21 protein-coding genes and 1 pseudogene are annotated in these 21,417 nt (G+C 61.0%); 15 read left to right on the top strand and 7 right to left on the bottom strand.

Annotation, left to right across the window (positions count from 1 at the left end; translation table 11 throughout):
* Positions 1-185 precede the first annotated feature (185 nt).
* Both DV027_RS15070 and DV027_RS15065 read right to left on the bottom strand, forming a co-directional pair.
* A complete protein-coding gene (locus DV027_RS15070) occupies positions 186-734 on the bottom strand; it encodes a hypothetical protein (protein WP_130732790.1) in 549 nt (182 codons plus the stop codon).
* The gene (locus DV027_RS15065; RefSeq protein ID WP_130732789.1) at positions 731-1,924 is read right to left on the bottom strand and encodes a DUF3500 domain-containing protein; all 1,194 of its coding nucleotides are present in this window, start codon (positions 1,922-1,924) and stop codon (positions 731-733) included. Before DV027_RS15065 ends, DV027_RS15070 begins: the two co-directional genes overlap by 4 nt.
* On the opposite strand from DV027_RS15065, the gene DV027_RS15060 reads away from it, so the two are divergent.
* The 9 genes and pseudogenes from DV027_RS15060 to DV027_RS18225 all read left to right on the top strand — a co-directional run.
* Positions 1,909-2,100 (top strand): hypothetical protein, encoded by a 192-nt coding sequence (locus DV027_RS15060; RefSeq protein WP_130732788.1) that lies wholly within the window; start codon positions 1,909-1,911, stop codon positions 2,098-2,100. The genes DV027_RS15065 and DV027_RS15060 overlap by 16 nt on opposite strands.
* 82 nt (positions 2,101-2,182) lie before the next feature.
* Positions 2,183-3,820 carry an MFS transporter gene (locus DV027_RS15055; RefSeq protein ID WP_130732787.1) on the top strand — a complete coding sequence of 546 codons (1,638 nt, stop codon included), beginning with the start codon at positions 2,183-2,185 and terminating at the stop codon, positions 3,818-3,820.
* Positions 3,821-3,836: 16 nt separating this feature from the next.
* Positions 3,837-4,913: an HlyD family secretion protein gene (locus DV027_RS15050; RefSeq protein WP_130732786.1), complete on the top strand. Its 1,077-nt coding sequence runs from the start codon at positions 3,837-3,839 to the stop codon at positions 4,911-4,913.
* 4 nt (positions 4,914-4,917) lie between these two features.
* The gene (locus DV027_RS15045) at positions 4,918-6,444 is read left to right on the top strand and encodes an efflux transporter outer membrane subunit (protein WP_130732785.1); all 1,527 of its coding nucleotides are present in this window, start codon (positions 4,918-4,920) and stop codon (positions 6,442-6,444) included.
* 151 nt (positions 6,445-6,595) lie between these two features.
* Positions 6,596-7,327 (top strand): pirin family protein, encoded by a 732-nt coding sequence (locus tag DV027_RS15040; protein ID WP_130732784.1) that lies wholly within the window; start codon positions 6,596-6,598, stop codon positions 7,325-7,327.
* A gap of 391 nt (positions 7,328-7,718) precedes the next feature.
* Positions 7,719-8,504 carry a siderophore-interacting protein gene (locus DV027_RS15035; RefSeq protein WP_130732783.1) on the top strand — a complete coding sequence of 262 codons (786 nt, stop codon included), beginning with the start codon at positions 7,719-7,721 and terminating at the stop codon, positions 8,502-8,504.
* 54 nt (positions 8,505-8,558) lie between these two features.
* Positions 8,559-9,197 (top strand): PadR family transcriptional regulator, encoded by a 639-nt coding sequence (locus tag DV027_RS15030; RefSeq protein WP_130732782.1) that lies wholly within the window; start codon positions 8,559-8,561, stop codon positions 9,195-9,197.
* A 28-nt stretch (positions 9,198-9,225) separates the two neighbouring features.
* On the top strand, positions 9,226-9,858 hold the full coding sequence (locus DV027_RS15025) for an O-methyltransferase (protein WP_207303513.1): 633 nt from the start codon (positions 9,226-9,228) through the stop codon (positions 9,856-9,858).
* 120 nt (positions 9,859-9,978) lie between these two features.
* A pseudogene (locus DV027_RS18225) lies at positions 9,979-10,227 on the top strand (immunity protein Imm33 domain-containing protein); the annotation flags it as partial.
* 348 nt (positions 10,228-10,575) lie between these two features.
* Here DV027_RS18225 and DV027_RS15020 read toward each other — a convergent pair.
* The 3 genes from DV027_RS15020 to DV027_RS15010 form a co-directional block, all read right to left on the bottom strand.
* Positions 10,576-11,772 carry an MFS transporter gene (locus tag DV027_RS15020; protein ID WP_242621952.1) on the bottom strand — a complete coding sequence of 399 codons (1,197 nt, stop codon included), beginning with the start codon at positions 11,770-11,772 and terminating at the stop codon, positions 10,576-10,578.
* Positions 11,773-11,957: 185 nt separating this feature from the next.
* The gene (locus DV027_RS15015; protein WP_130732780.1) at positions 11,958-12,773 is read right to left on the bottom strand and encodes a serine protease family protein; all 816 of its coding nucleotides are present in this window, start codon (positions 12,771-12,773) and stop codon (positions 11,958-11,960) included.
* 213 nt (positions 12,774-12,986) lie between these two features.
* On the bottom strand, positions 12,987-13,838 hold the full coding sequence (locus DV027_RS15010; protein WP_165399218.1) for a 23S rRNA (adenine(2030)-N(6))-methyltransferase RlmJ: 852 nt from the start codon (positions 13,836-13,838) through the stop codon (positions 12,987-12,989).
* A gap of 903 nt (positions 13,839-14,741) precedes the next feature.
* Between DV027_RS15010 and DV027_RS15005 the strand changes: the two genes are divergently transcribed.
* From DV027_RS15005 to DV027_RS14985, 5 genes are all read left to right on the top strand, one after another.
* Complete coding sequence (locus DV027_RS15005; protein WP_130732779.1) at positions 14,742-16,034, top strand: glycoside hydrolase family 68 protein; 1,293 nt, start codon at positions 14,742-14,744, stop codon at positions 16,032-16,034.
* 57 nt (positions 16,035-16,091) lie between these two features.
* Positions 16,092-16,334 (top strand): hypothetical protein, encoded by a 243-nt coding sequence (locus tag DV027_RS15000; RefSeq protein WP_130732778.1) that lies wholly within the window; start codon positions 16,092-16,094, stop codon positions 16,332-16,334.
* Positions 16,335-16,406: 72 nt separating this feature from the next.
* Positions 16,407-17,213, top strand: coding sequence for a hypothetical protein (locus tag DV027_RS14995; protein WP_130732777.1), 807 nt, complete (start codon positions 16,407-16,409; stop codon positions 17,211-17,213).
* A 121-nt stretch (positions 17,214-17,334) separates the two neighbouring features.
* Positions 17,335-17,949 (top strand): hypothetical protein, encoded by a 615-nt coding sequence (locus tag DV027_RS14990; protein WP_130732776.1) that lies wholly within the window; start codon positions 17,335-17,337, stop codon positions 17,947-17,949.
* A gap of 374 nt (positions 17,950-18,323) precedes the next feature.
* The gene (locus tag DV027_RS14985) at positions 18,324-19,520 is read left to right on the top strand and encodes a tyrosine-type recombinase/integrase (protein ID WP_130732775.1); all 1,197 of its coding nucleotides are present in this window, start codon (positions 18,324-18,326) and stop codon (positions 19,518-19,520) included.
* 361 nt (positions 19,521-19,881) lie between these two features.
* Here DV027_RS14985 and DV027_RS14980 read toward each other — a convergent pair whose 3' ends face one another.
* The gene (locus DV027_RS14980; protein WP_130732774.1) at positions 19,882-20,424 is read right to left on the bottom strand and encodes an ImmA/IrrE family metallo-endopeptidase; all 543 of its coding nucleotides are present in this window, start codon (positions 20,422-20,424) and stop codon (positions 19,882-19,884) included.
* Between the two features lie 8 nt (positions 20,425-20,432).
* A complete protein-coding gene (locus tag DV027_RS14975; RefSeq protein ID WP_110555523.1) occupies positions 20,433-20,786 on the bottom strand; it encodes a helix-turn-helix domain-containing protein in 354 nt (117 codons plus the stop codon).
* A gap of 416 nt (positions 20,787-21,202) precedes the next feature.
* On the opposite strand from DV027_RS14975, the gene DV027_RS17765 reads away from it, so the two are divergent.
* Positions 21,203-21,417, top strand: a 215-nt coding sequence (locus DV027_RS17765) for a hypothetical protein (protein WP_207303512.1), incomplete at its 3' end; no start/stop codon positions are given.

Below are 21,417 nucleotides of genomic sequence, written 5' to 3'. Positions count from 1 at the left end.
TGCCCCCGCAACCAGATATCTCCGTCTGATAAGACAAACAAAAAGCCACCCCAAAAGGGTGGCTTTTTGCGTTCCAGCCCACTGTCTGACAAACACGTAAAGGTTTCCGGGTGTCGTCTTTTTCCAGAAAGGCGATGTCTCCCAAAGCTTTTTGAAAAAAGCTTCACCAAAAGACCTTTATCATTTCATGGTGTGCTGACAGAAAAATCCAGTTCGTATGATGACTGATCGGCCGCGCGGTGCTGCCCCATGACATGGATGGCAGGATCCTGAGGCATCAGGCAGTTTACAAGCCAGACCGTGTCGGGCCCATCACCCCGGTTACGGTAGGCCAGATGGTTGTCGCCCTGCCGGAGGCGGGCAGGCATCGTCAACTCAAGATCAATGAGGCCAGTGCCTGTCCGCATTGCGGCAAGGGATGGAAACGTCATGTCCTGCACAACAAGTTGGCCAGACCGTCCATTGAGGGAAAGCGACAGGCTCTGCATGAGATGGACCATATAGGAGTGCTGCTCGCGCACCGACAGGTTGCCATCGCCGTTGCGGTCAACCTGGCGGATAAGGCTGGGCGCCACATCCACGCCGGGTGTCAGGCGGAGATGCAGGGCAATATGGTCGCGTGCGAGAGTGAAGGTGGTGGCCTGCAGATATTCATCCAGCCGGTGCGCCTGAGTCGAAGCCGGCAGGGCCAGCAGCGCAAGGGCGGCAAGACATGCGTGCCCGGCGCGGCTCATGGGTGGGTAAACCGGCTGCCATAACGATTGGTCGGGTCGCGATAGACGGTATGGACATGCAGCGTCGGGTCACCGCCAACGCCCTGGGGCGAGAATTCGATCAGCAGCCGCGGCCCCTGAATGCGGTAATATGAAGACCCGTTGCGGTCGGGCTCATGGGTGGTCGGGCCACTCCAGGCAAACCATGTCTGCTCCAGCCCGGCCTTGATTTCCGCCAGGCGCGGGGCGGCATAGGCGTCGTTGATGATCCCGGCCCATTCGTCGATGATGTCCATCAATGCCTGTTTTTGCGCGGCAGTCAGCGCATCGCCCCTGATGCCTTCGGGCACGAGGGTTTCCCCGTCATGGCCCGGCCCCTGCACAAGATCCTCCACCTTGTAGGGCAGGATGGCCTGCCTGCGCTGCGTTTCATCGAGCAGGTCCAGCAGGGCGAAGGCCTTGTCGCTTTCGCCTGCCAGCACGCGCACCATCTGCCCATCGCGCTGGTACAGCGCCGGCTGCGCGCCGGTCAGGGTGGGGGTCATGGCACCGTGCGGGCCATCAATGACCAGATTCAGACCCAGATGATGGCCACCAAACTGCACCATCCACGGTTTTGTGGCTGAGGGTTCGCCAAAAATCGCAATGGTATAGACCGCCTCGCCCGAGGCAAATGGCGTGCCGCTATCGGCCAGGGCCTGGTCGGCGCCCATGATGTCGCGCACCTTCTGGTAGCCCTTCGCACTCAGCAGGGTCTGGAGCAGGTGCAGGGCGGCGGTGCGCTGTTGCGGTGTCAGGTGGCCCATCTGCACGCCGGGGCGCGGCACGTCGCTTACGGGAAAGTTGGACCAGACCGACTGCCCGTAACGCTCGCCCACAAAGCCGCCCGGCGGCCCCATGCCGGGCCCCTGCTTCATTGGCGCGCGGGCCTGGGCATCGGTTACGGGCAGGGCGGGCTGGTCGGGCGCGCTGCGGCGGAAGCGGGCCAGCGTGCCTGATTTCTGCGCCACGAAAGGAAACTGCACTCCCCTGCGGGCCTGCGGATCAAAGGATTCAAGGAACGACCGGGCGGCCTCTACCGCTTCGCCCGTCTGGCTTGCGGGCGGGGCATTCTGCATGGCAGGCGGGGTGGAAGGTGATGGCGCGCCATGGGCAAGGGCAGGTAATGCGGCCCAGAACAGGCCGCCCGCTATCCATGATCCAGTCTTCATCCTGTCCCCTGCTCTCCATAAAGAAACCATCAAAAGTTTCTGATGAAGCTTTTTTCAAAAAGCTTCGAAACAACACCATCTTTTTGAAAAAGGCGGCATTCAAAAACTTTTATCCGGTTATCAAACTGCCTGCCCCAGGGCTGCACGACAAGGGGGCGGCCATGAAAACCGCCTGATCAGTCCCTTCCGCAAATCGAAATCATTACCTGCGGCAAATGAGGGTTGTCCGCTGCCTGCGTCTGGGGATCAAGTGGCGGCATGAACACTGTCGCTCCTGCACTGGCGGCGGGTGGGCCGGTCATCCATGCCGCGCCGCCACGGCCTTCCTATATTCCGCCTTTTGGCCTGCGCACGGTCATTGGCTGCCTTGGCATGCTGCTGGCCGTGCACGTGGCGGGGTTCAACGAGCATGTGACCGAGATCGGCCTGTCAGATATCCGCGGGGCCATGCATATCGGCCACGACGAGGGCACGTGGGTCATTGCCATCTACGAGGCGTTCAACATTGCCGCCATGGCCTTTACGCCGTGGTTCTACATGACGTTCTCGATCTACCGCTTTTCCATTTTCATGACGGCGGCGCTCGCCCTGTTTTCCATCCCGGCCCCCTTCATGCCCGATGTCACATCGCTGTGCATCCTGCGGGCCTTCCAAGGGCTGGCGGGGGGCTGCCTGCCGCCGGTGCTCATGACCGTCATGCTCAAATACCTGCCGCCCCAGATCCGCGTGTTCGGCATCGGGGGGTATGCCATGAGCGCCACATTCGGCCCCAATCTGGGCCTGCCGCTCGAGGCGTTCTGGTTCGAGCATGTGGGCTGGCACTGGCTGTACTGGGAGATCATTCCCACCGCCGCCCTTGCCATTGCCATGATGGCCTATGGCCTGCCGCGCGACCCGATGCATTTCGAGCGCTTCGAGAAATTCAACTGGCTTGGCATCCTTGTGGGCCTGCCGGCCATCTGCTCGCTGGTCATCGTGCTGTACCAGGGCGACCGGCTGGACTGGTTCCGCTCGCCGGTCATTACCGACCTCGCCTTCTGGGGGGGCGCCGCGTTCATCGTGTTCGTCATCAACGAGGCCTACCACCCCAGCCCGTATTTCAGGATTCAGTACTGGCGCTCGCGCAACATTCAGGCGTCGCTTCTGTCACTGGTGGGCATCCTGGCCATCTGTTCCGTCATGGGCAACATTCCCGCCACCTACCTTGAGGCCGTGCGGGGCTACCGGCCCATCCAGGCGGCGCCGGTCTCGCTGGTTGTGGCCCTGCCGCAGCTCATCATGCTGCCGTTGATCGCGGCCATCTGCAACAGCCGCAAGGTGGACTGCCGCTTCGTGCTGGCAGGCGGCATGCTGTGCCTTGCCGCTGCTGCGTGGCTGGGCACATGGCTGACGGTGGACTGGGTGCGCGACAATTTCTACCTGATCCAGATCCTGCAGGTCTTTGGCCAGCCCATGACCGTCATCCCCACGCTCATGCTGGCCACCATGGCCATGGGTCCAGCCGATGGCCCGTTCATTTCGGGCATGGTCAACATGCTAAAGGGGCTGGCCAACGCCGTGGCCTTCGCCCTGTTTGGCGCGCTGACCCGGCGGCGCGAGCAGTACCATTCCACCATGCTGCTCGACCATCACGGCACGCACCAGCTGGCATTGCAGGGTATGGGCGATCCCATCAACAGCCAGCTTGCCGCCACCTCGCCCGACAGCGCGCATGTGGCCCGCAACACGTTGCAGGTCTTCCATACCTACGTGCATGAGCAGGCCCTCGTGCTGGCGCTGAACGATATCTACTACATCCTGATCTGGGTCTGCCTTGGCTATGCGGCCATGAATCTCATCCTGCCGCGCCGCGTCTATCCGCCGCAGGCCCCTTCACCCGATACCCCTGCCCGCTAACCCGGAATTACTGATCATGATTTACAAGAAACCGCTGCTTTATGCAGGCTGTGCCGCAGCCGTGCTGGCCCTTGTGGCCTGGGGGGGCACGCGCCTGGTCAATGGCGATGGTATCAACCAGTACACCAATGATGCCTATGTTACGGCGGACTTCCCCACCGTCGCGCCCAAGGTTTCGGGCCGCATCGACCGGGTGATCGCGCAGGATAACGAGCAGGTGCATGCGGGCGAGGAACTCGCCCATATCGAGGATGACGACTACCGCGCCGCCCTTGAGGTGGCACGCGGCAACAGGCAGGCAGCACAGGGTGATGTCGCCAACCTTGAAGCCGAAATCGCGCGGCAGGATTCCGTCATAGCCCAGGCCCGCGCCGCCGTGCTGGCCGATCAGGCGGACCTGATGTTCGCGCGCCAGAATGCCACGCGGTACCGAAACCTGTCATCAGGCGGGGCGGGCACGATCGAGCAGAAGCAGCATTCCGAGGCGCAGGAAAAGGAAGCCGAGGCCGCCATCGCCCGTGACCAGGCCGGGGTGGATGCCGCAATACGGCAGGTGGCGGTGCTGCAGGGCCAGCTTGAACGCGCACGCGGCGTGCTGGTGCGCACGCAGGGTGACGAGACGCAGGCCGCGCTCAACCTGTCCTACTGCACCATTCCCGCACCGATGGATGGCGTGGTGGGCGAGCGTGGGGTGCGCGTGGGGAATTACGTGCATCCGGGCACGGGCATCCTGGCCGTGGTGCCCGTGCATGCGGCCTACGTGCTGGCCAATTTTCAGGAAACGCAGCTGACAAAGGTGCAGACCGGCCAGCGCGCGACCATCTGGGTCGATACGTTTCCCGGGCATCCGCTCAAGGCGCATGTTGACTCACTTGCGCCTGCCACGGGCGTGGCGTTTGCGCCCATCCAGCCCGATAATGCGACTGGCAACTTCACCAAGGTGGTGCAGCGCATTCCGGTCAAGCTGACCTTTGATCCCGGCCAGCCATTGGCCGACAAGGTGCGCGTTGGCATGTCGGTCGAGGCGAATATCGATACATCTTCCACCCCTGAAGGCCCGCATGCCAATGACACCCGTTATGTCTGGCAGTAAGGCCATGAAGCGCTTTCTTCTTGCAGGGTTTTCGGCGCTGGCGGTGGCGGGCTGCACGGTTGGCCCCAATTACCACAAGCCGCAGGTCAAGGCACCCGCGCAGTGGCGCACGACCCAGCCGCCAGCGGAAAGCCAGGTCACCATGGCCACCACCGACCCGCAATGGTGGACGCTGTTCAACGACCCCATCCTCACCCGGCTGGAAAACGAGGTGGCCAGCGCCAACCTTGACCTCAAGGCCGCCAGCCTGCGGCTGATGCAGAGTGTTGCCGAGCGGCGCATCGCCAGTGCCGCCCAGTTGCCGCATGCCGAGGCCAATGCCTCCTACGGGCGCGAGCGGGCCTCGACCAACGGCGTGCTGGGGCTGCTGGGCACGATGGAGCGTGAGGGGGCAGGGTCCATTGCCTCGGGCACGCAGGGCTTTGGCCCCACGGCGCTGCCCGGCAGCGTGGGCAACCCGTCCTTCAACCTGCCGCAATATGGCATGAACGCCTCGTGGGAGGTGGATTTGTGGGGGCATGTGCGCCGGCAGGTGGAAGCCGCAACGGCGGCCATGCACGCCACCGAGGAAATGCGGCGCGACACGCTCGTCTCGCTCATGGCCGAGACCGCGCAGGACTATATCGACCTGCGCGCCACACAGGTGCAGCTTGCTATCCTTGAACACAACATCGCGGTGGCTGATAACAGCGTGCGGCTGACCACCCTGCGCTTTGAGCAGGGGGCCGCGACCCGGCTGGACGTGGCGGAGGCCACTGGCCAGCTCCATACCTTCACCTCCCGCCTCGCCCCGCTTCGGGCGCAGGTCACGCACCGGCTCAATGCGCTGAGCTTTCTCGTGGCGCGTGAACCCGGCGCGCTCGATGCCGAACTCGGGCCGCCGGGCACCATCCCCGTCGTGCCCGCCGCCATTCCCGTGGGGCTGCCCTCCCAGCTTGCCGAGCGCAGGCCCGATATCCGCATGGCCGCCGACCGGCTGCATGCGGCCACGGCCAGCATCGGGGTGGCGATTGCCGATTTCTTCCCCCGCGTCACCCTTTCGGGCAGCCTTGACGTGCAGGCCCTGCAGTTCAGCGGCCTGGGGTCATGGGCCTCGCGCCAGTATGGCTTTGGCCCCACGGCAACGCTGCCCATCTTCGAGGGTGGCCGCCTGACCGGGCAGCTGCACCTGCGCCGCGCCCAGCAGAAGGAGGCGGCCACCATGTTCCAGCGCACCGTGCTCAAGGCGTGGCAGGAGATTGATGACGCCATGGCCGATTTCACCGCAGCCCAGCGCCGCCGCGATGAACTGGTCGAGGCCGTGCATGAGAACGAAATCGCGGTCGATACCGCCAAAGCGCAGTACGTGCAGGGATCATCCGATTTTCTCAACGTGCTGACGTTGCAGAACGCGCTGCTGGCTTCGCAGAGCGCGGAAGCGGATGCCACCGCCCATGTGGCGCTGTCGGTGACCAATCTGTACCGCGCGGTTGGTGGCGGGTGGGAGAACCTCTATCCTGAAAAACAGAAGAAGACCCGCAAGCATGCCTAATTGATCAAAAACAGGAAAAGTTTCTGAGTGTCGCCTTTTTTCAAAAAGGCGACGTTTTCCGAAGCTTTTTGAAAAAAGCCTCACCAAAAACTTTTATCATTTCAGGGTATTACCGACCCTGCCTTTTCAAACAGTCTTTTAAGGGGCGCACATGATTACGATCCGGCACGCAGCCAGCCTTGGCACGGCCCATGATAGCGGGCAGGTGCTGCGCTGCCATTTCGCCTTTGCCGATTATGCCGATCCGGCGCATGGCCATGAGGGCCGCCTGCGCGCGGTCAATGCCTGCACGCTGCCTGCGGGCGAGACCTACCGCATTGGCCCCGAAGCGGCGGTGGATATCGTGACATGGGTGGCAGACGGCACGCTGGCTACAGGCATGGACGGTTTTGAACCGGATGCGCTCGGCACGGGCGGGCTGCATCTGGCCAGTACCGGCAGCGGCTGTGCGCAGCTGGCGTGGTGCGCGGGCGGGCAGGGGGCCAGCTTCATCCAGTTCTGGTTCCTCGCTGACACGCAGGGCATGGCGCCTGCGCAGGAGATGCGCCCGGCCCTGCCGGAACTCGAAGAGGGCGGCTTTCGCATCCTTGCATCAGGCTTCCCCGAGGATGACCCCGAGGAAGGTGAAAGCATGGAGGACGGCGCGCCCGTCACCCTCGCCGCGCGCGCGCGGCTGCTGCATGCGGCCATTCCGGCAGGGGAGGGGGCGGCTTACGGCACCGCGCCGGGGCGGGTGCTCTACCTGCTCGTGGTTTCAGGTGCCGTGCGGATCGGCACGCAGGGGCTGTCGGCAGGCGATGCGGCGGCCATAAGCGGGCTGACCGACATTACGGTCATGGCTGATGAAGCGGCCGTGGTGCTGCTCGCTGATGTCGCGGCTTGAAGCCTGTCACCACGCTATCGCTGTTGCGCACAACGACATGGACGGAAGCGATGTCCTGTTCTCCAAACCTGAAAGATTCTGCAGGGTAATATGTGACCTTGTTAATCGCATTGGTGATTTTACGGTTGAAAGCGGGACCATAAGGCGAGGTCACGGTGAGCTGTATATCAGCTTGCAGGTCGCCTGCGATGGCAGTGCGCGGCAGACGGCACTCTTGACAGGATCGGGGAAAAAGCGTCTGGCTTGTTGCAGTTGAGGCCCGGCGCATGCGCCGTGGCCCGTAGGCGTTAACGTGAAACAACGCACAGAAACTGACAGCAGACATGCTGGCGGACTGTGCGTGTGTGTATTCACCCTCACCAGTCTGCTGGCATGATGAGGAGAGATACGCATGACGACCCTTTCCCCCCTTGCCCACCCTGATGGCGCGCCGGTGATCGAGCGCGTGCGGCACGAACTGCGCCGCCGCCGCCTGTGGGTTGCGGGAACCGAACACCTGAGCCCGCATATGATCCGGGTCACGCTGGCTGGCCCGGAACTGGCCGGGTTCACCAGCCCCGCGCCGGATGACCATATCAGGATCTTCCTGCCCGACCATGCGGGGGAACTGACGCGGCGCGACTACACGCCGCGGCATCATGATGCCGCGGCAGGCACGCTGGTGCTGGATTTCGTCAACCATGAAGGCGGCCCCGCCGCTGCGTGGGCGCGGGCGGCAAAGCCCGGCGATGTGCTGGAGATTGGCGGCCCGCGTGGCTCGCGCATCATCCGGGGCAGGATCGACCACTGGCTGCTCATTGGCGATGAGACGGCGCTGCCCGCCATTGGTCGGCGCGTGGAAGCCCTGCCTGCCGAGGCGCTGGTCACCACCATCATTGCCGTGCCCGGCCCGGAAGATGAGCAGGTCTTTACATCATGCGCCGCCCATGCCGCCCATTGGGTGCACCGCCCGCTGGCCGAGGCGGACCAGGCGCACGGGCTGCTGGCGGTATTGCGGCAGCTCTCCCCTGTCAGGCGGAGTTTCGTCTGGGTCGGGGCGGAGGCGGGCGTGGCCCACGCCGTGCGGCAGTGCCTGATCGAGGAAAAGAAAGTGCCTGCCGCGTGGATCAGGGCCGCGGGCTACTGGGTGAAGGGGCAGGCGGACGCGGCCATCAGCGATGTGGGCGTAGAAGAATAAAAACATATCTCGATATATCTTGACATACGATATATCGGGAATTATATCGGACTTATGAAACACGCAAACAGACACGCAGGCGGTCGTCACCGCCATGTTTTCTCCCCCGAAGGGCTGGCGCAGGGCGCAGGCCGTCATCCGGGGCGCGGCGAGGGCCGTGAAGGTCACGAAGGCCGGGGTCACCATGGTCGCGGCGGCCACGGTGGTGGCCACCGGGGCGGCCCGCGCAACCGGCTGTTCGATTATGGCGAGATGCGCCTGCTGGTGCTCAGCCTGATCGCTGAAAAGCCGACCTACGGTTATGAACTGATCAAGACCATCGAGGAAAAATTCGGTGGCAGCTACACGCCCAGCCCCGGTGTGATCTACCCCACGCTCACCTGGCTTGATGAAGCGGGCTACATCCGCCCCGGCGCGGAAGAAAGCCGCAAGAACTACCACATCACTCCCGAGGGCGAGGCGTTCGTGGCCGCAAACCGCGCGGCGCTGGAGGCGATCCTTGCCCGTGCGGCAACGGCCGGGCCACAGGGCCGTGGTGGTGGCCGCAATGCGCCGGTGCCCGTCATGCGGGCGATGGAAAACCTCAAGACCGCCTTGCGCCTGCGGCTGCGCAATGGTGGGCTTGACCCGCAGGCCGAGGAAAAGATCGCCTCCCTGCTTGATGAAACCGCCCGCGCGCTGGGCCAGGCCTGAGGCGGGCCCTTTCGGGCCACGAAGGAGGATGACCATGGATGACAGGATCCAGCCGGTTCTTGATCTCTATCATGAGCGCATGCGTGCCGAGCGCAGCGCGCCGCGGGTGGAAGCACCCGGCGGGCGCGATGGCGGCCACGACCAGCGCATGCGCGCCATCGGGCCGGAGACGGGGCAGCTTCTGAACATTCTGGCCCGGAGCCTCGAGCGCCCGACTATTCTCGAACTGGGCACGTCGTTTGGGTATTCCGCCCTGTGGCTGGCCGAGGCCGCGCGGGCGCGGGGTGGCCGGCTGATTACGATGGAACGGCACGCCTATAAATCCGCCCATGCCCGCGAGATGGCTGAACGGGCAGGGCTTGCGGCGTCTATCGACTTTCGCGTAGGCGACGCCGTGGCGATGATTGGCGAGATGGACCACAAGGTCGATTTCGTGTTCGTTGATTTATGGAAAGACCTGTACGTGCCGTGCCTTGAGGCCTTTTATCCCCGCCTCAACCCCGGCGCGATCATCGTGGCCGATAACATGATCCGGCCGGGCACGGAGGACGTAAAGCGCTACGGGCGCGCCATCCGGGCCCTGCCTGGCATGTCCAGCGTTTTGCTGCCGGTGGGTACGGGGGTTGAGGTCAGCCGGTTTGAAGGCGCAGCCTCCGTATAAAGACCAGATGATAAAAGTTTTTGGGTGCCGCCTTTTTTCAAGAAAGGCGGCATTTTCTGTTGCACCCTCCTGTAAGGTGGCTGCCGCCGGAAAACTTATGCAGGGAGCCAATCGCGACATGGCCTGCTGCCGGTCAATGGATTACGCCTCCAGCCCGAAAACGGCACAAGCGGGTGGTACATATGGGCGGGCGAGGAAATGTTTTTCGTGCCACTGCACACGCACCATCTCCTGCACTGGTGCAAAATGGTTATTCCCTATCTTGGCCAAGCACCGGGATGGACGTTTCTGGTTACGCCAGATTATGAAAACGTATGGAACAATGAAGCCTTGAGAAAAACATCCACCACAAACACTGATGAGCAATAGAATGTTTTTGGTGAAGCTTTTTTCAAAAAGCTTCAGAAGGTCATTGCCTTATTTAAAAAAGGCGCGATCCGTAAAATTCATGCTTTATCAAACCGGCTTCAGGCCGTCAGGTGCGGATCGTTTTCAGAAATGATCATGGTGTCAAACGACCTCCGGCAATGGCATCGGGGGCTTTAATGGCGTAAGAATAATATTGTTCATTACGGTATAATACTGATCGGGACAGATCAGGAATGATGACGACAGACGCTGTAAACGACAGGGACAGCGCAGGGGCAGCAGCCCTTGAAGGAGGCTACATGCCGTTGCCCTGAAGGCGCGCACACAGGGCCTGCGCCTGCCGCGTTGTCAGGATCGGGCGGAGGCAGGGTGGGTCACGACCGCGGCAGGCGGCGTCTTTTGGGCCGTGCGGTGCTGGAAATGGATGGCAAGGCCGACCAGCCCCAGCCCGATCAGGGCAAAACACGCTGACAGCACCGGCAGCCCGGCATAGGACCACCGCGTCACCACCATATGGCTGCCTGCCCATGCACCAATGGCGTTGCCGAAGTTGAAGGAGCTCTGGTTCATGGCCGCCGCGATATTGGGGGCCGAGCCTGCGCACGCCACCACATAGGTCTGGAGCGGCGCCATGGGTGCATAGATGAATACGCCCCACGCAAACAGCAGCGCAAGGCAGCTCCAGCTCATGAGGCTGCCGGGCACAAGCAGCAGCTGCACCACCGCCACCATGAGTCCCGCGCAGGAGGGCAGCATCTTCCAGTCGGCCAGCCGGCCGCCCAGCAGGTTGCCCAGGCACAGCCCGCCCCCGATCATGAGCAGCACGGCATCGATCACATGCGTGCCCAGCCCCGTGCGCACCTGCAAAAACGGCGAGATGTACGTAAACAGCGTGAACATGCTGGCCGAGGTGCACATGGAAACCAGCATCATGGTCACCACCAGCGGGTGCAGCATGGCCCGGAACTGCGCGGCCAGGGGAATGGTGGCGCCAGTTGCCCGGTCACGCGGAATGCAGAACCACATCGCACTCCACGCCACCACGCCCACCGCGCAGATCAGCCAGAACGCCATGCGCCATGAGGTGAGCTGCGCCACCACGGTGCCCATCGGCACGCCAAGGATCATGGCCAGCGTCAGCCCGATATAGACGAGCGAGAGCGCCTCGGCGCGTCTTTGCGGCGGCACGATCTGGCACGCCATGATGGAGGCCGCGCCATAAAAGGTGCCATGCGAGAACGAGGTCAGCACGCGCGCGAACATCAGGCTCCAGTAACCCGGCGCGAGCGCGCTGCACGCATTGCCCGCAATGAAGATGCCCATGGTCAGCAGCAGCGTGTCGCGTCGCGAGAGGCTGTTGGTGAGGATGGCCACCAGGGGGGAGGCGATCGTAACCCCGATGGCATAGCCCGAGACCAGCAGCCCCGCCTGCGCGATGGAGACATGCAGGCCCCCCGAGAGTTGCGGCAGCAGCCCCATGACGATGGTTTCCGTCGTGCCAAGGCCAAAGGCCCCGATCGCCAGGGCGAGCAACGCTATGGGCAAGAGACATGTCCTTGAACGGGCGGCGCACAATATGCGTCGGTAAAAAGGCGAATATGCCAGAGTATGATATTTTATAGTGTGGAAAATGACTATGGAATGACAATGTATTTTATGCGCATACATGATATTTTATGCATGCATGCAATTTTATACATATATCTTATTGCGTGGTGGAGGGGGCGTCCTTACAGGCCACTCAGATCGTGCATGATCCGCGCCATCTCCTGCATGGGGCCGGGATCGCTGGTCTGGATCTGCCCGTGATAGGCGATGTACAATTCTTCAGGGTATCCGAAAACATGAACATGGACCCGGTTTTCCGGTGGGGCAAAGGTTGGCTGCAGGTGCAGGATCTCCTGCACGCCAGGACCTGCCACCGGCATGAAAGCGGCTATGGAACCGTGAAAGAAGATTGCGGACCCTATGGTGTTCTCGCCGCCGCCCGTGCCCTCGGCAATTCCGATGACCTGGTTGTGCTCATTGAGCAGCGCCGCGCCGGAGACGCCCGGCATCAGCGCGCCAGGATCGGTAAACCACGCGTACATGATACCCCTGTAGAGCCGCGGCGCAACGTCAACGCCGCTGATCTGGTCATACGCGGGCGTGCGTGGCTGCATGTCGAGCAGGACCGCGTTATCACCCGGCAGGTCGTGCACGCCGGAGTCAGGCTCCTGCGCCAGCTGGCTTTCTGAAAGGATGGTGGCGGGAGTCTGCCGCGCTTCGCCCAGTTTGTGGCCAAACCGGTCAAGAATGTAAATTCTGCCATGCTTGCGCAGGGCATGCTGCGTTACGTGCCGTATTGTCAGGATGCGGTTGTGCCCTTGAGGCATGCGGCTGTCGCGCAGGACAGTGCCCGATCCACTGATATCGTTCTTGCCATCAGGGCTGGCCACGTAAAGGTACACAGTGGCCTCCAGCGCCGCGCGCTCGCTCGCGGGTACGCGCTGCCCGTCAAAACATGAATGCTCCGCCACGATATCCGGCCCGCTCTGATGTACCATGTCCCTGTGGGAAATAACAAACGGGCCAAGTTTGTGCGCAACGGTCACGATCACGTAGTATGCGATGATGATGATAAAAGGCAGCCAATGCCATCGTTCGCGTAAAAAGCGCAGGATTATGTCAGGTCAGTACGGCAGGCAGGCAATATGATGCCTGTCCCATCACGCGGGCGTGATTTCGACCACATGGTATGATGAAGTGCCGCCTGCGGGTTATTCCCCCACAATCCATTCCACGCTGCCTTCTGCCTGCCCATCGCCCAGATAGGGGCACAGGGCGGCGAGAATGGCCTGCGCCTCGTCCTCGAAGCGGAAAGGCGGGTTGGCGATGAGCAGCCCGCTGCCATTGAGGCGGGTCGGGTCGAGCGGGGGGCGCAGGGTCAGTTCAACCGCCAGCAGCTTGCGCTGGCCCGCATCCTTCAGCCCGTTCATGAAGGCCCGCACCGGCGCGCGGTGCTTGATGGGATACCACGCCGCCACGATCCCGGCCGGGAAACGCCTGCGCGCGGTCATGATGGCCTGGGCCAGGCGGGTAAATTCATCCCGCTCTTCAAAGGGCGGGTCCATCAGCACCAGCCCGCGCTTTGCCTGCCGGGGTGGCAGCAGCGCGGTAATGGCCCCGTACCCATCGCGGCCATGCACCGATACCTGCGGGTTGTGGCGGAACAGCCGCCGCAGGTCGTGCTGGTCGTCGGGGTGGTGTTCGCAACAGGTCAGCGTGTCATCGGGGCGGAGCAGGTGGGCCACAAGCGCGGGCGAGCCGGGATAGAACAGCCGCCCCTCATGCGCGCGCATCACGTCGCGCACGATGTCCAGCCAGGGGCCAAGGGCGGCCTGTTGCGCAACGCCCAGCGGGGCCTCGAGCAGGCGCCCGATGCCCTCGCGCCACTCGCCCGTGGCCTGCGCCTGCGGGCCGGACAGGTCATACAGCCCGATACCGGCATGCGTATCGAGCACGGAAAAAGCCGAGGGCTTGCGGCACAGCGCCTTGATCAGGGCCACAAGCAGGGCATGTTTCATGACATCGGCAAAGTTGCCGGCATGATAGCTGTGTCTGTAATTCAAGTCCGTCCTGCCAGAATGCGTTCACGGGCCGAAGCCCGTGTCGCGGCAAGCGTTATCGTGCTTTTGGCGTGGCTGTCCACCCGGCCTGAGGCCGCAGGCGGCCTAGCGCAGGAAGAAAGCCACCAGCGCCCATAGGGGCAGGGCCATCAGCAGGCTGAAAAAGATGCCACTCGCAGCGGAATACCGGCGGCGGACAGGGGCAGGCACTGGCTGGGCAGCAGGTTGGGAAACCGTCCGTGTCAGAGCGATACCATCAAACGACATGCGCTTAGGGCCTTAGAAAACTGAAGGAAAGGGGAAAAAGCACCCCCAATTGTGGAGCAACACCACAATCCTGCCTTAAAAATAACACGATCTGCTGTCAATCAATTTTACTTAAACTGCCATCATTGCGGCGACCTGAATTCGTGCCGAAAGCGCGAAAAGCGGGCGTTAACAAACGCTTCTGCAAAAGCCATGGGCTCAGCCACCGGCCCGGCGGCAGCCCGCGCAGCCTGCTTTACGTGCCATGGGGCACGGAGCTGCGCGTCACAATCCGGCCCGAAAGATATCGCCCGGCCACGATTCGCACCCAACTGGCAGCGGCCTGCAATTGGCGTTCCATCTGCCGCAGGCGCGCGCTGCGCTGGTGGCAACCACCCGGGCAGGTACGCAAACGGCAGGCCTTGCCCGTATCATCCAGCAGGGCGCCTGCCACCTTTCATGAAATGCTGCCAGCGGTACATGCTTTCTTTTGCTGCCTGCATGGCTGCGCCCTATATTTCATCATGTCAGGAGCGACAAGACAGCGCTATTACCCTGACACGACAAGTATAATGACATGAATAATGCATTATACGAAACGTATACCTGCATATAAATGGATCAGGGTCAGTAATAATGCCCTGACGAGAGGATCAGAACATGGTTTCCTCCAATGCACGCCTTCCGTCCGCCTGGACCATCGCCGATGCACTGAAAGTGCATGCCGATGACCCCACCACCACCATGCCCGTCATTGCCCAGGATTTCCCGGTCATGGATGATGCCCTGTGGCAGTGGGACACGGGCGCCCTGCGCCGCATCACCGGCGAGACGGTCACCTTCAAGGGCTGGTACGTCATGTGGTCGCTCGTGGCCGAACGTGCCCAGACAGGTGACGACGCAGCCGGCTGGCACAACCGCAACGCCTTCGCCTTCATTGGTTATTACTACAGCCGCAACGGCATTGACTGGACCTTTGGCGGCCGCCTGCTCAACACCAGCGCCGATCTGCGGCCCGATGAATGGTCGGGCAGCCTGGTCATGCGCAACGGCAGCGAGAACGTGGTCGACATGTTCTACACTTCCGTCAACACGGATGTGAACCAGAGCGTGCCCTCCGTTTCCACCGGCACGATCCATGCCGATGACAGCGGTGTGTGGTTCGAGGGCTTCACGGCCACGACCGAGATGTTCTCGGCCGACGGGCTGCATTACGCCAATGCCTCCCAGGACCCGTATTTCGATTTCCGCGATCCGCACCCGTTCATCAACCCCGCCGATGGGCAGGTCTACTGCCTGTTTGAAGGCAACGTGCCCGGCATGCGCGGCGACTTTGTCATCACCGACCGCGAGGCAGGCCACCTGCCGCCGGGCTACACCGTGGGCGAAGGGGCAGGCTATGGCGCCGCCGCCATCGGCATTGCGCGGCTGGTCTCGTCCTATGCGCAGGGTGATTTCTCGCGTTGGGAAATGCTGCCCGCCCTGGTCACCGCCCTTGGGGTGAACGACCAGACCGAACGGCCGCATGTGGTGTTCCGCAACGGGCTGACCTACCTGTTCACCATCAGCCACCACTCCACCTATACCGGCGGGCTGGAAGGGCCGGACGGGGTGTACGGGTTCGTGTCGCGCCACGGCATTTTTGGCCCCTACACGCCGCTGAACAGTTCGGGGCTGGTGCTGGGCAATCCGTCTTCCGCGCCCTACGAGACCTACAGCCACTTTGTTGACCCGATGGGCTACGTGCAGTCCTTCATCGACACGCTGCCGGCCCCTGGCACCGACCCGCAGAACCCTGCAACCTACCGCATTGGCGGCACGCTTGCCCCCACCGTGCGCATAGCCCTGGAGGATGACCGCACCTTCCTGACCGAGGTGCATGATTACGGGCAGATCTTCGCCTTTGACGAATGGGCCGCAAGCAACCAGCCCGACCCGCGCCCCGCCACCTGACACCAGCCACAGGGGAGGCCGCCTGACAAGGCGGCCTCCCTGCCGGAACCATGCGTCATGGACACCATGCTCACGACCCAGACCATCCTCTCTCTCCTGCCAGCCCGGTATGCCGCGGATGTGGTTGTCATTTTCTCCTTCCTCATTTCCGGCTGCGCGGTGGTCGCGCGCTTCTGGCGGCCGCCCGCAGCCGGGTCGAAATGGGTGGTCGTGTGGACCGTTGTTACCGCCATGGCGCAACTGCGTGGCTGGAACCGGCCCTCTGACAGGAAGGGCGATGCGACGGACAGGAAACCGTAAAGAAGTTTTCGGACGACGCTTTTTTCAAAACATCCTGAAGAACACTGCCTTTTCAAAAACAGCAGGGCAAAAATGATGTTGCGCAAACTTGGCTGCCGCCCTGCCGAAAGGCGGGCGCGCCAGCCCATGCTCACGACCATGAAGGGCTTCATGGCCCGCCGCGCGCCGCAGCGCCTGATCCGCGATGGCATCGATCCCGCCCCGCTCATGCTGGGCAATGATGTGCTGGGTAACTGCACGGCGGCGGGCATCGGCAACCATATCCGCGCCACTGCCGCACTTGCGGGCTACCAGGTGGCGGTGGATACGCCTGATGCCGTGCGGTTCTACGCGCTTTCCACCGGTTATGTGCCTGGCAACCCGGCCACGGATCATGGCGGGGTGGAAGTGGATGTGCTGACCACCGCCCTGCAACAGGGCTACGCGCTGGCCCGGCAGACGCTGTTCCCGCTCTGGGGCACGCTGGAGCCTGCCGACCTCAATGCAATCCGTAACGTAACAGCCGGGCTGTCGGCAGCCTATCTGGGCGTGCAGCTTGCCGTGGCGGATATGTGGACCGACGCTGTCGGCAACCCGCCGCCGTTATGGGATACGCCAACCCCTGCCGGGCGCGGCGACCCCACCCCCGGCAGCGCGGGCGGCCACTGCCTGCTGTTATGGGACTATGCCGGCACAGCCGACACGGATGTGGTGACGCTGCTGACATGGGGCACGCGGCAGAAGGCGACATGGCGCTGGGTGCGCTCACGCCTCATGGAAGCCCATGGCCTGGCCTGGCGGCAACTGCTGCCTGCGGGGGTACTCAGCCCCACCCATCAGGACTGGGATGCCCTGGTCAGCGCCAATGAAGCCTATCTGGCCGGGCCGCAAGCGGTGTGAACTGGAAAAGTTTTTGGTGAAGCTTTTGTCGAAAAGCTTCGGAATAACGCGGCCTTCTTGAAAAAAGCGGCCCCTGCAAATTTCTGTTTTTTTAAATGACTGCTGGAATCTGCAATAAATCATGAAATTACTTTCGTATTTACTGCTTCTTGCGGTGTGCCTGTGGGGCTGCGCGCAGGGCAGGCCCGTGCCGACAACCATCCCCGCCGCCATGGCCGGGCTTGAAACCACGCTGGGGCAGGCGGGCATTGTGTCCGTCTCGCACCCTGCCGACTGGTCACAGGCGCAGGCCGCGCGCTTTGCCGCCGCCATCCGCGCCGCCCAGTGCCGCCAGAACGTGGCGGATCCCGTTATCGGCGCGATCGTGGGGGATGTGACGCTCCAGCTATCAGGCAGTTTTACGCATGGAGGGCAGTTTAGCGTAGGCGCACTGACAACCGCGCCCACCTTTGGCATTGCTGCGGATGCCAGCCGGACCACCAGCCAGCAGCTCAGCCTGCCGGTCTCCTACGCACCGCTTTCCTCCATGCCGGAGGTGGAAATGGCGCGGCAGGCGACTTATGAAACCACCCTGCTGGGCCAGAACGACGCCATACGCCACGCCGAGGCCACGCGCCTGCTGGCCGGGCGCGATGCCTTGCGGCAGGTCACTGACGGGCTGATCCGGTCATGGCACGCGAATGACTGCGCACCTGCCCCGCAGCCACTGCGGCCTTTTGCCACGCTGCGGCGATAAGAGGCCGTTTGAAAAGGCAGGACCAGTAATGTCTTGGAAGTATAAAAGTTTTTGGTAAAGCTTTTTTCAAAAAGCTTTGAAAAAAGGCACACCCGAAAACTTTTACCTGATAACAAACTGCCATCTGAATAAATGGTATTATTATATTTTATCTGGAAAATGGCGGACTCGAAATCCACCTAACCTATGTCGCTGGATGCGTCAGGATGTCCAGATAACCATCTGTTTTATAGATAAATAATTTTCGATCTGTTCCCTGATGTGTCTGCACGTGTCCCATGATAGCCGTTTTTATCATGGGTCTGATCGTGGGTTTGGTATCATGGGTCTGTTGATCCGATTCGATTTCCAAACCTCAAACTACAGGTCTCACCATGCCCCGTATCAGCCATAACCGCCTGACAGTCCGTGCCGTCTCATCTCTCAAGGACGGGGTCTTTGCGGACGGAGGGAATCTGTGGCTGACCGTCAAAGGCAACACACGGGCATGGTCGGTCCGCTACACCAGCCCGGTAACCGGCAAAGCGCGGGAAATGGGGATTGGCTCAACCCGCACGGTCAGCCTGGCGGATGCCCGCGAACGCGCCGCTGTGGCCCGCAAAATGATTGCTGATGGTCTGGATCCTCTTGAGGTCAGGCAGCAGGAGCGGGCTGCCCAGAAAAAAGAGACTGGCTTGACGTTCGAGCAGGTGGCGCTTCGCTATATTAAGGAACAGGCGCCAGGCTGGAGGGACCGGAGGGGCGAGGCGATCTGGCAAGGATCACTGGGGCAACACGTTTTCCCGGTGTTCGGTAGCAAGCCGGTCGGCAGCGTGGATACGGATGATGTGTTGAAGGCCCTGCGGCCTATCTGGACCCGGCTGACAGAGACAGCGCAGCGTTTGCGCGGGCGTATCGAGCGGATTCTGGATTATGCCCGTTCGCAGGGATGGCGTGAGGGAGAGAATCCGGCACGCTGGAAAGGCCATCTGTCGGCCATCCTACCGAAGCCGGGGGCTGTGGCGACGGTTAAACACCATGCCGCCGTGCCGCGCCAAGATCTTCCTGCGATCATGCAGGCCCTCCAGCAGTCACGTGGCACAGCTGCCCGGGCTGTCCAGTTCGTCTGCCTGACCGCTGCCCGATCCGGTGAGGTGCGCGGTACCGTGTGGTCGGAGATCGATATGAAGGCTCGGATATGGACCATTCCTGCCGAGCGTATGAAAATGAAGCGGGGGCACCGTGTTCCCCTGAGTGATGGGGCAGTGGCAATCCTTCAAGAAATGCTGCCACTTCGTGCCGCGGCCAAGGGAGACTGGGTGTTTCCTGGGCAGAAAGCAGGCAGGCCACTGTCAGACGTGGCTCTGTCCAAGGCTTTGCATCAGGCGGCCGGCACGAAGAATGTGACCGTGCATGGCCTGCGATCGACCTTCCGGGACTGGGCAGCGGAGGAAACCGACTATCCCCGAGATGTGGCCGAAATGGCGCTGGCTCACGCTATTGGGGATAAGGTAGAGGCCGCTTATCGAAGAGGTGATCTGTTCGATAAGCGGCAAGCATTGATGCAGGAGTGGCATCATTTTGTTTTTTAACAAGTATTTTAATAAAAGCAGGCGGTGAACATAATATTCACCGCCTGCTTTTTTACTTACATGGGAACGAGAATCGGCCACGCCTTGAGCCCAAAGGCTCGTGCGTAGAGTACGCGTCCAGACTGCTTGCACTTCCGCCACGGGCGAAAGATGTAGCGATATCCGGGCGGTGCCGGTGGCAAAGATTTTTTCGCCATCTCGGTTCTCCTGGGGGCGATGTTTGCCTTGACAGAGAATCCAACTTCCACCATGTGTGGAGGCGACCAAGCCTATTGAGATTCACTGTGGCTTCCCTACCAGCTAGCCCCCGTGAGCCCAGTAGGGAAATAGGGACCTGAGGACTTTCCTCAGGTCTTTATTCTTATTCGGGTATCTTTCCCTTTTTCCTGAGATAATTCAGTCTGTGGAAAGCGGCTTGATAGCCTACCCCATGTCTCTGCATGACGTCTTCTGCAGTATCATGCAGAGAAAAAAATTTCGCAGGCATTAGAAGTTCGCTAGCAAACTGATTCGCCTGTGGTTCACTAAGCTTATAGGAAGGAACAACTTGACTCGGCTCTAGTCGTGCTAAGCGAAGCCCTGTATGCATCGCCCAGTGCCCAAACTCGTGAGCAGCAGTAAATCTGTCTCGATGTTCCCTGTTCCATGCCTTTCGATACACATCCTCTCGCAGGTAAATATATTTGCCGTCCGGGTCTGTATATCCTTCAGCGTTCCCCATTTCCTTGGTGTCGATTGGAGAGAGCGTAAATAGGCCAAATCTGTTATCCAGAATTTTTTCCAGAACTTCCATGATCGGAAAGTATGGAGTGTTTTGAAGGCTAAGATCTGAACGCCAGCGTGAAGCGATACGCTCTATTTCATTCCAGCTTTTTGGGGGGACAACAAAACTATCACCACTCATCTCGGGATCTACTCTCTCATTTTTCTCAGTATTTCATTTATTTCGTTTAGTTGCTCTTCGGAGAGTTCGTTCATTCTGCGGGCAAGTAAACCGGCCGTATCTCTCCCCAGCATACTGCTAGGCTCTATAGTAAAACTTTTTCGAGCCCGATCGGCAGCTTGATAAAGCTTTGTTACCATGTCGGATGCCAGCTCATATATTTTCGCCACAGCGTCTTCAAAGCCTGGTGGGGGAGACTTTTTTCCAACCTCAATAGCCGACACAAAAGCGGATGATTTTCCTAGTTTGTCAGCCATATCCATCAATCGTTCATCACGATCGATTCGAATTTTCCGAAGTTCCTTTCCTAATTCCGTAACCATTCCGTAGCCCTCCTGATTGGGGTGTGCTGAACATAGCGTACTTGTGCAGCGAATCAACCTAAAAAATCATAAAATCAACCTTTAAGGTTGATATGCTCATAAAAAACAAAAATACGCTGCATCCCGCTATGCGTGGGGACGTTATATTCATAATCAAATTGAACCTGAAACGTAAATGCGTATAGCGGGTACCTTGGTTGCATTTAGGCTCAGTCAGAACATGAGGCGTTAGGATAACTGTCTATGTGCTTCAATTTGCTCTGATCGATCGAAAAACCGGTGTTCCACGTGTTCCATGTGTTCCACCACGCTGAAACCCTAGAGGAACTGCGGTTTTTCGGGGGTGCCGAGTGGAACACGTTGGAAAATGCGCGGTGTTCCACGTGTTCCACCTCCGGGCTGGTTAAGCGTGAAGAATGTTGGTTTCCCGCCATTTTCTACAATCGGGGATGAAAGCGCTACCTTGGAACACCTTCGTAGGCCTGCAGGAAACCCTCGATGTTATCGCTCATCAGAAGCGGCATCCGGGCCCGTATGACTTCCTCCGGCCAGTCCCTGTAAATGCTGTTTCAAAATTCCCCACATGTGCTGTCGGAAAATTCCCCAGCACGGATATGGTGATCAGCCATTG

Origin of the sequence: Komagataeibacter xylinus, from assembly GCF_004302915.1 — a bacterium.
Lineage (GTDB): Bacteria > Pseudomonadota > Alphaproteobacteria > Acetobacterales > Acetobacteraceae > Komagataeibacter > Komagataeibacter xylinus_C.
Note: the sequence above shows the minus strand (reverse complement) of the source record. Positions and strands in the feature narration are given on the sequence as shown.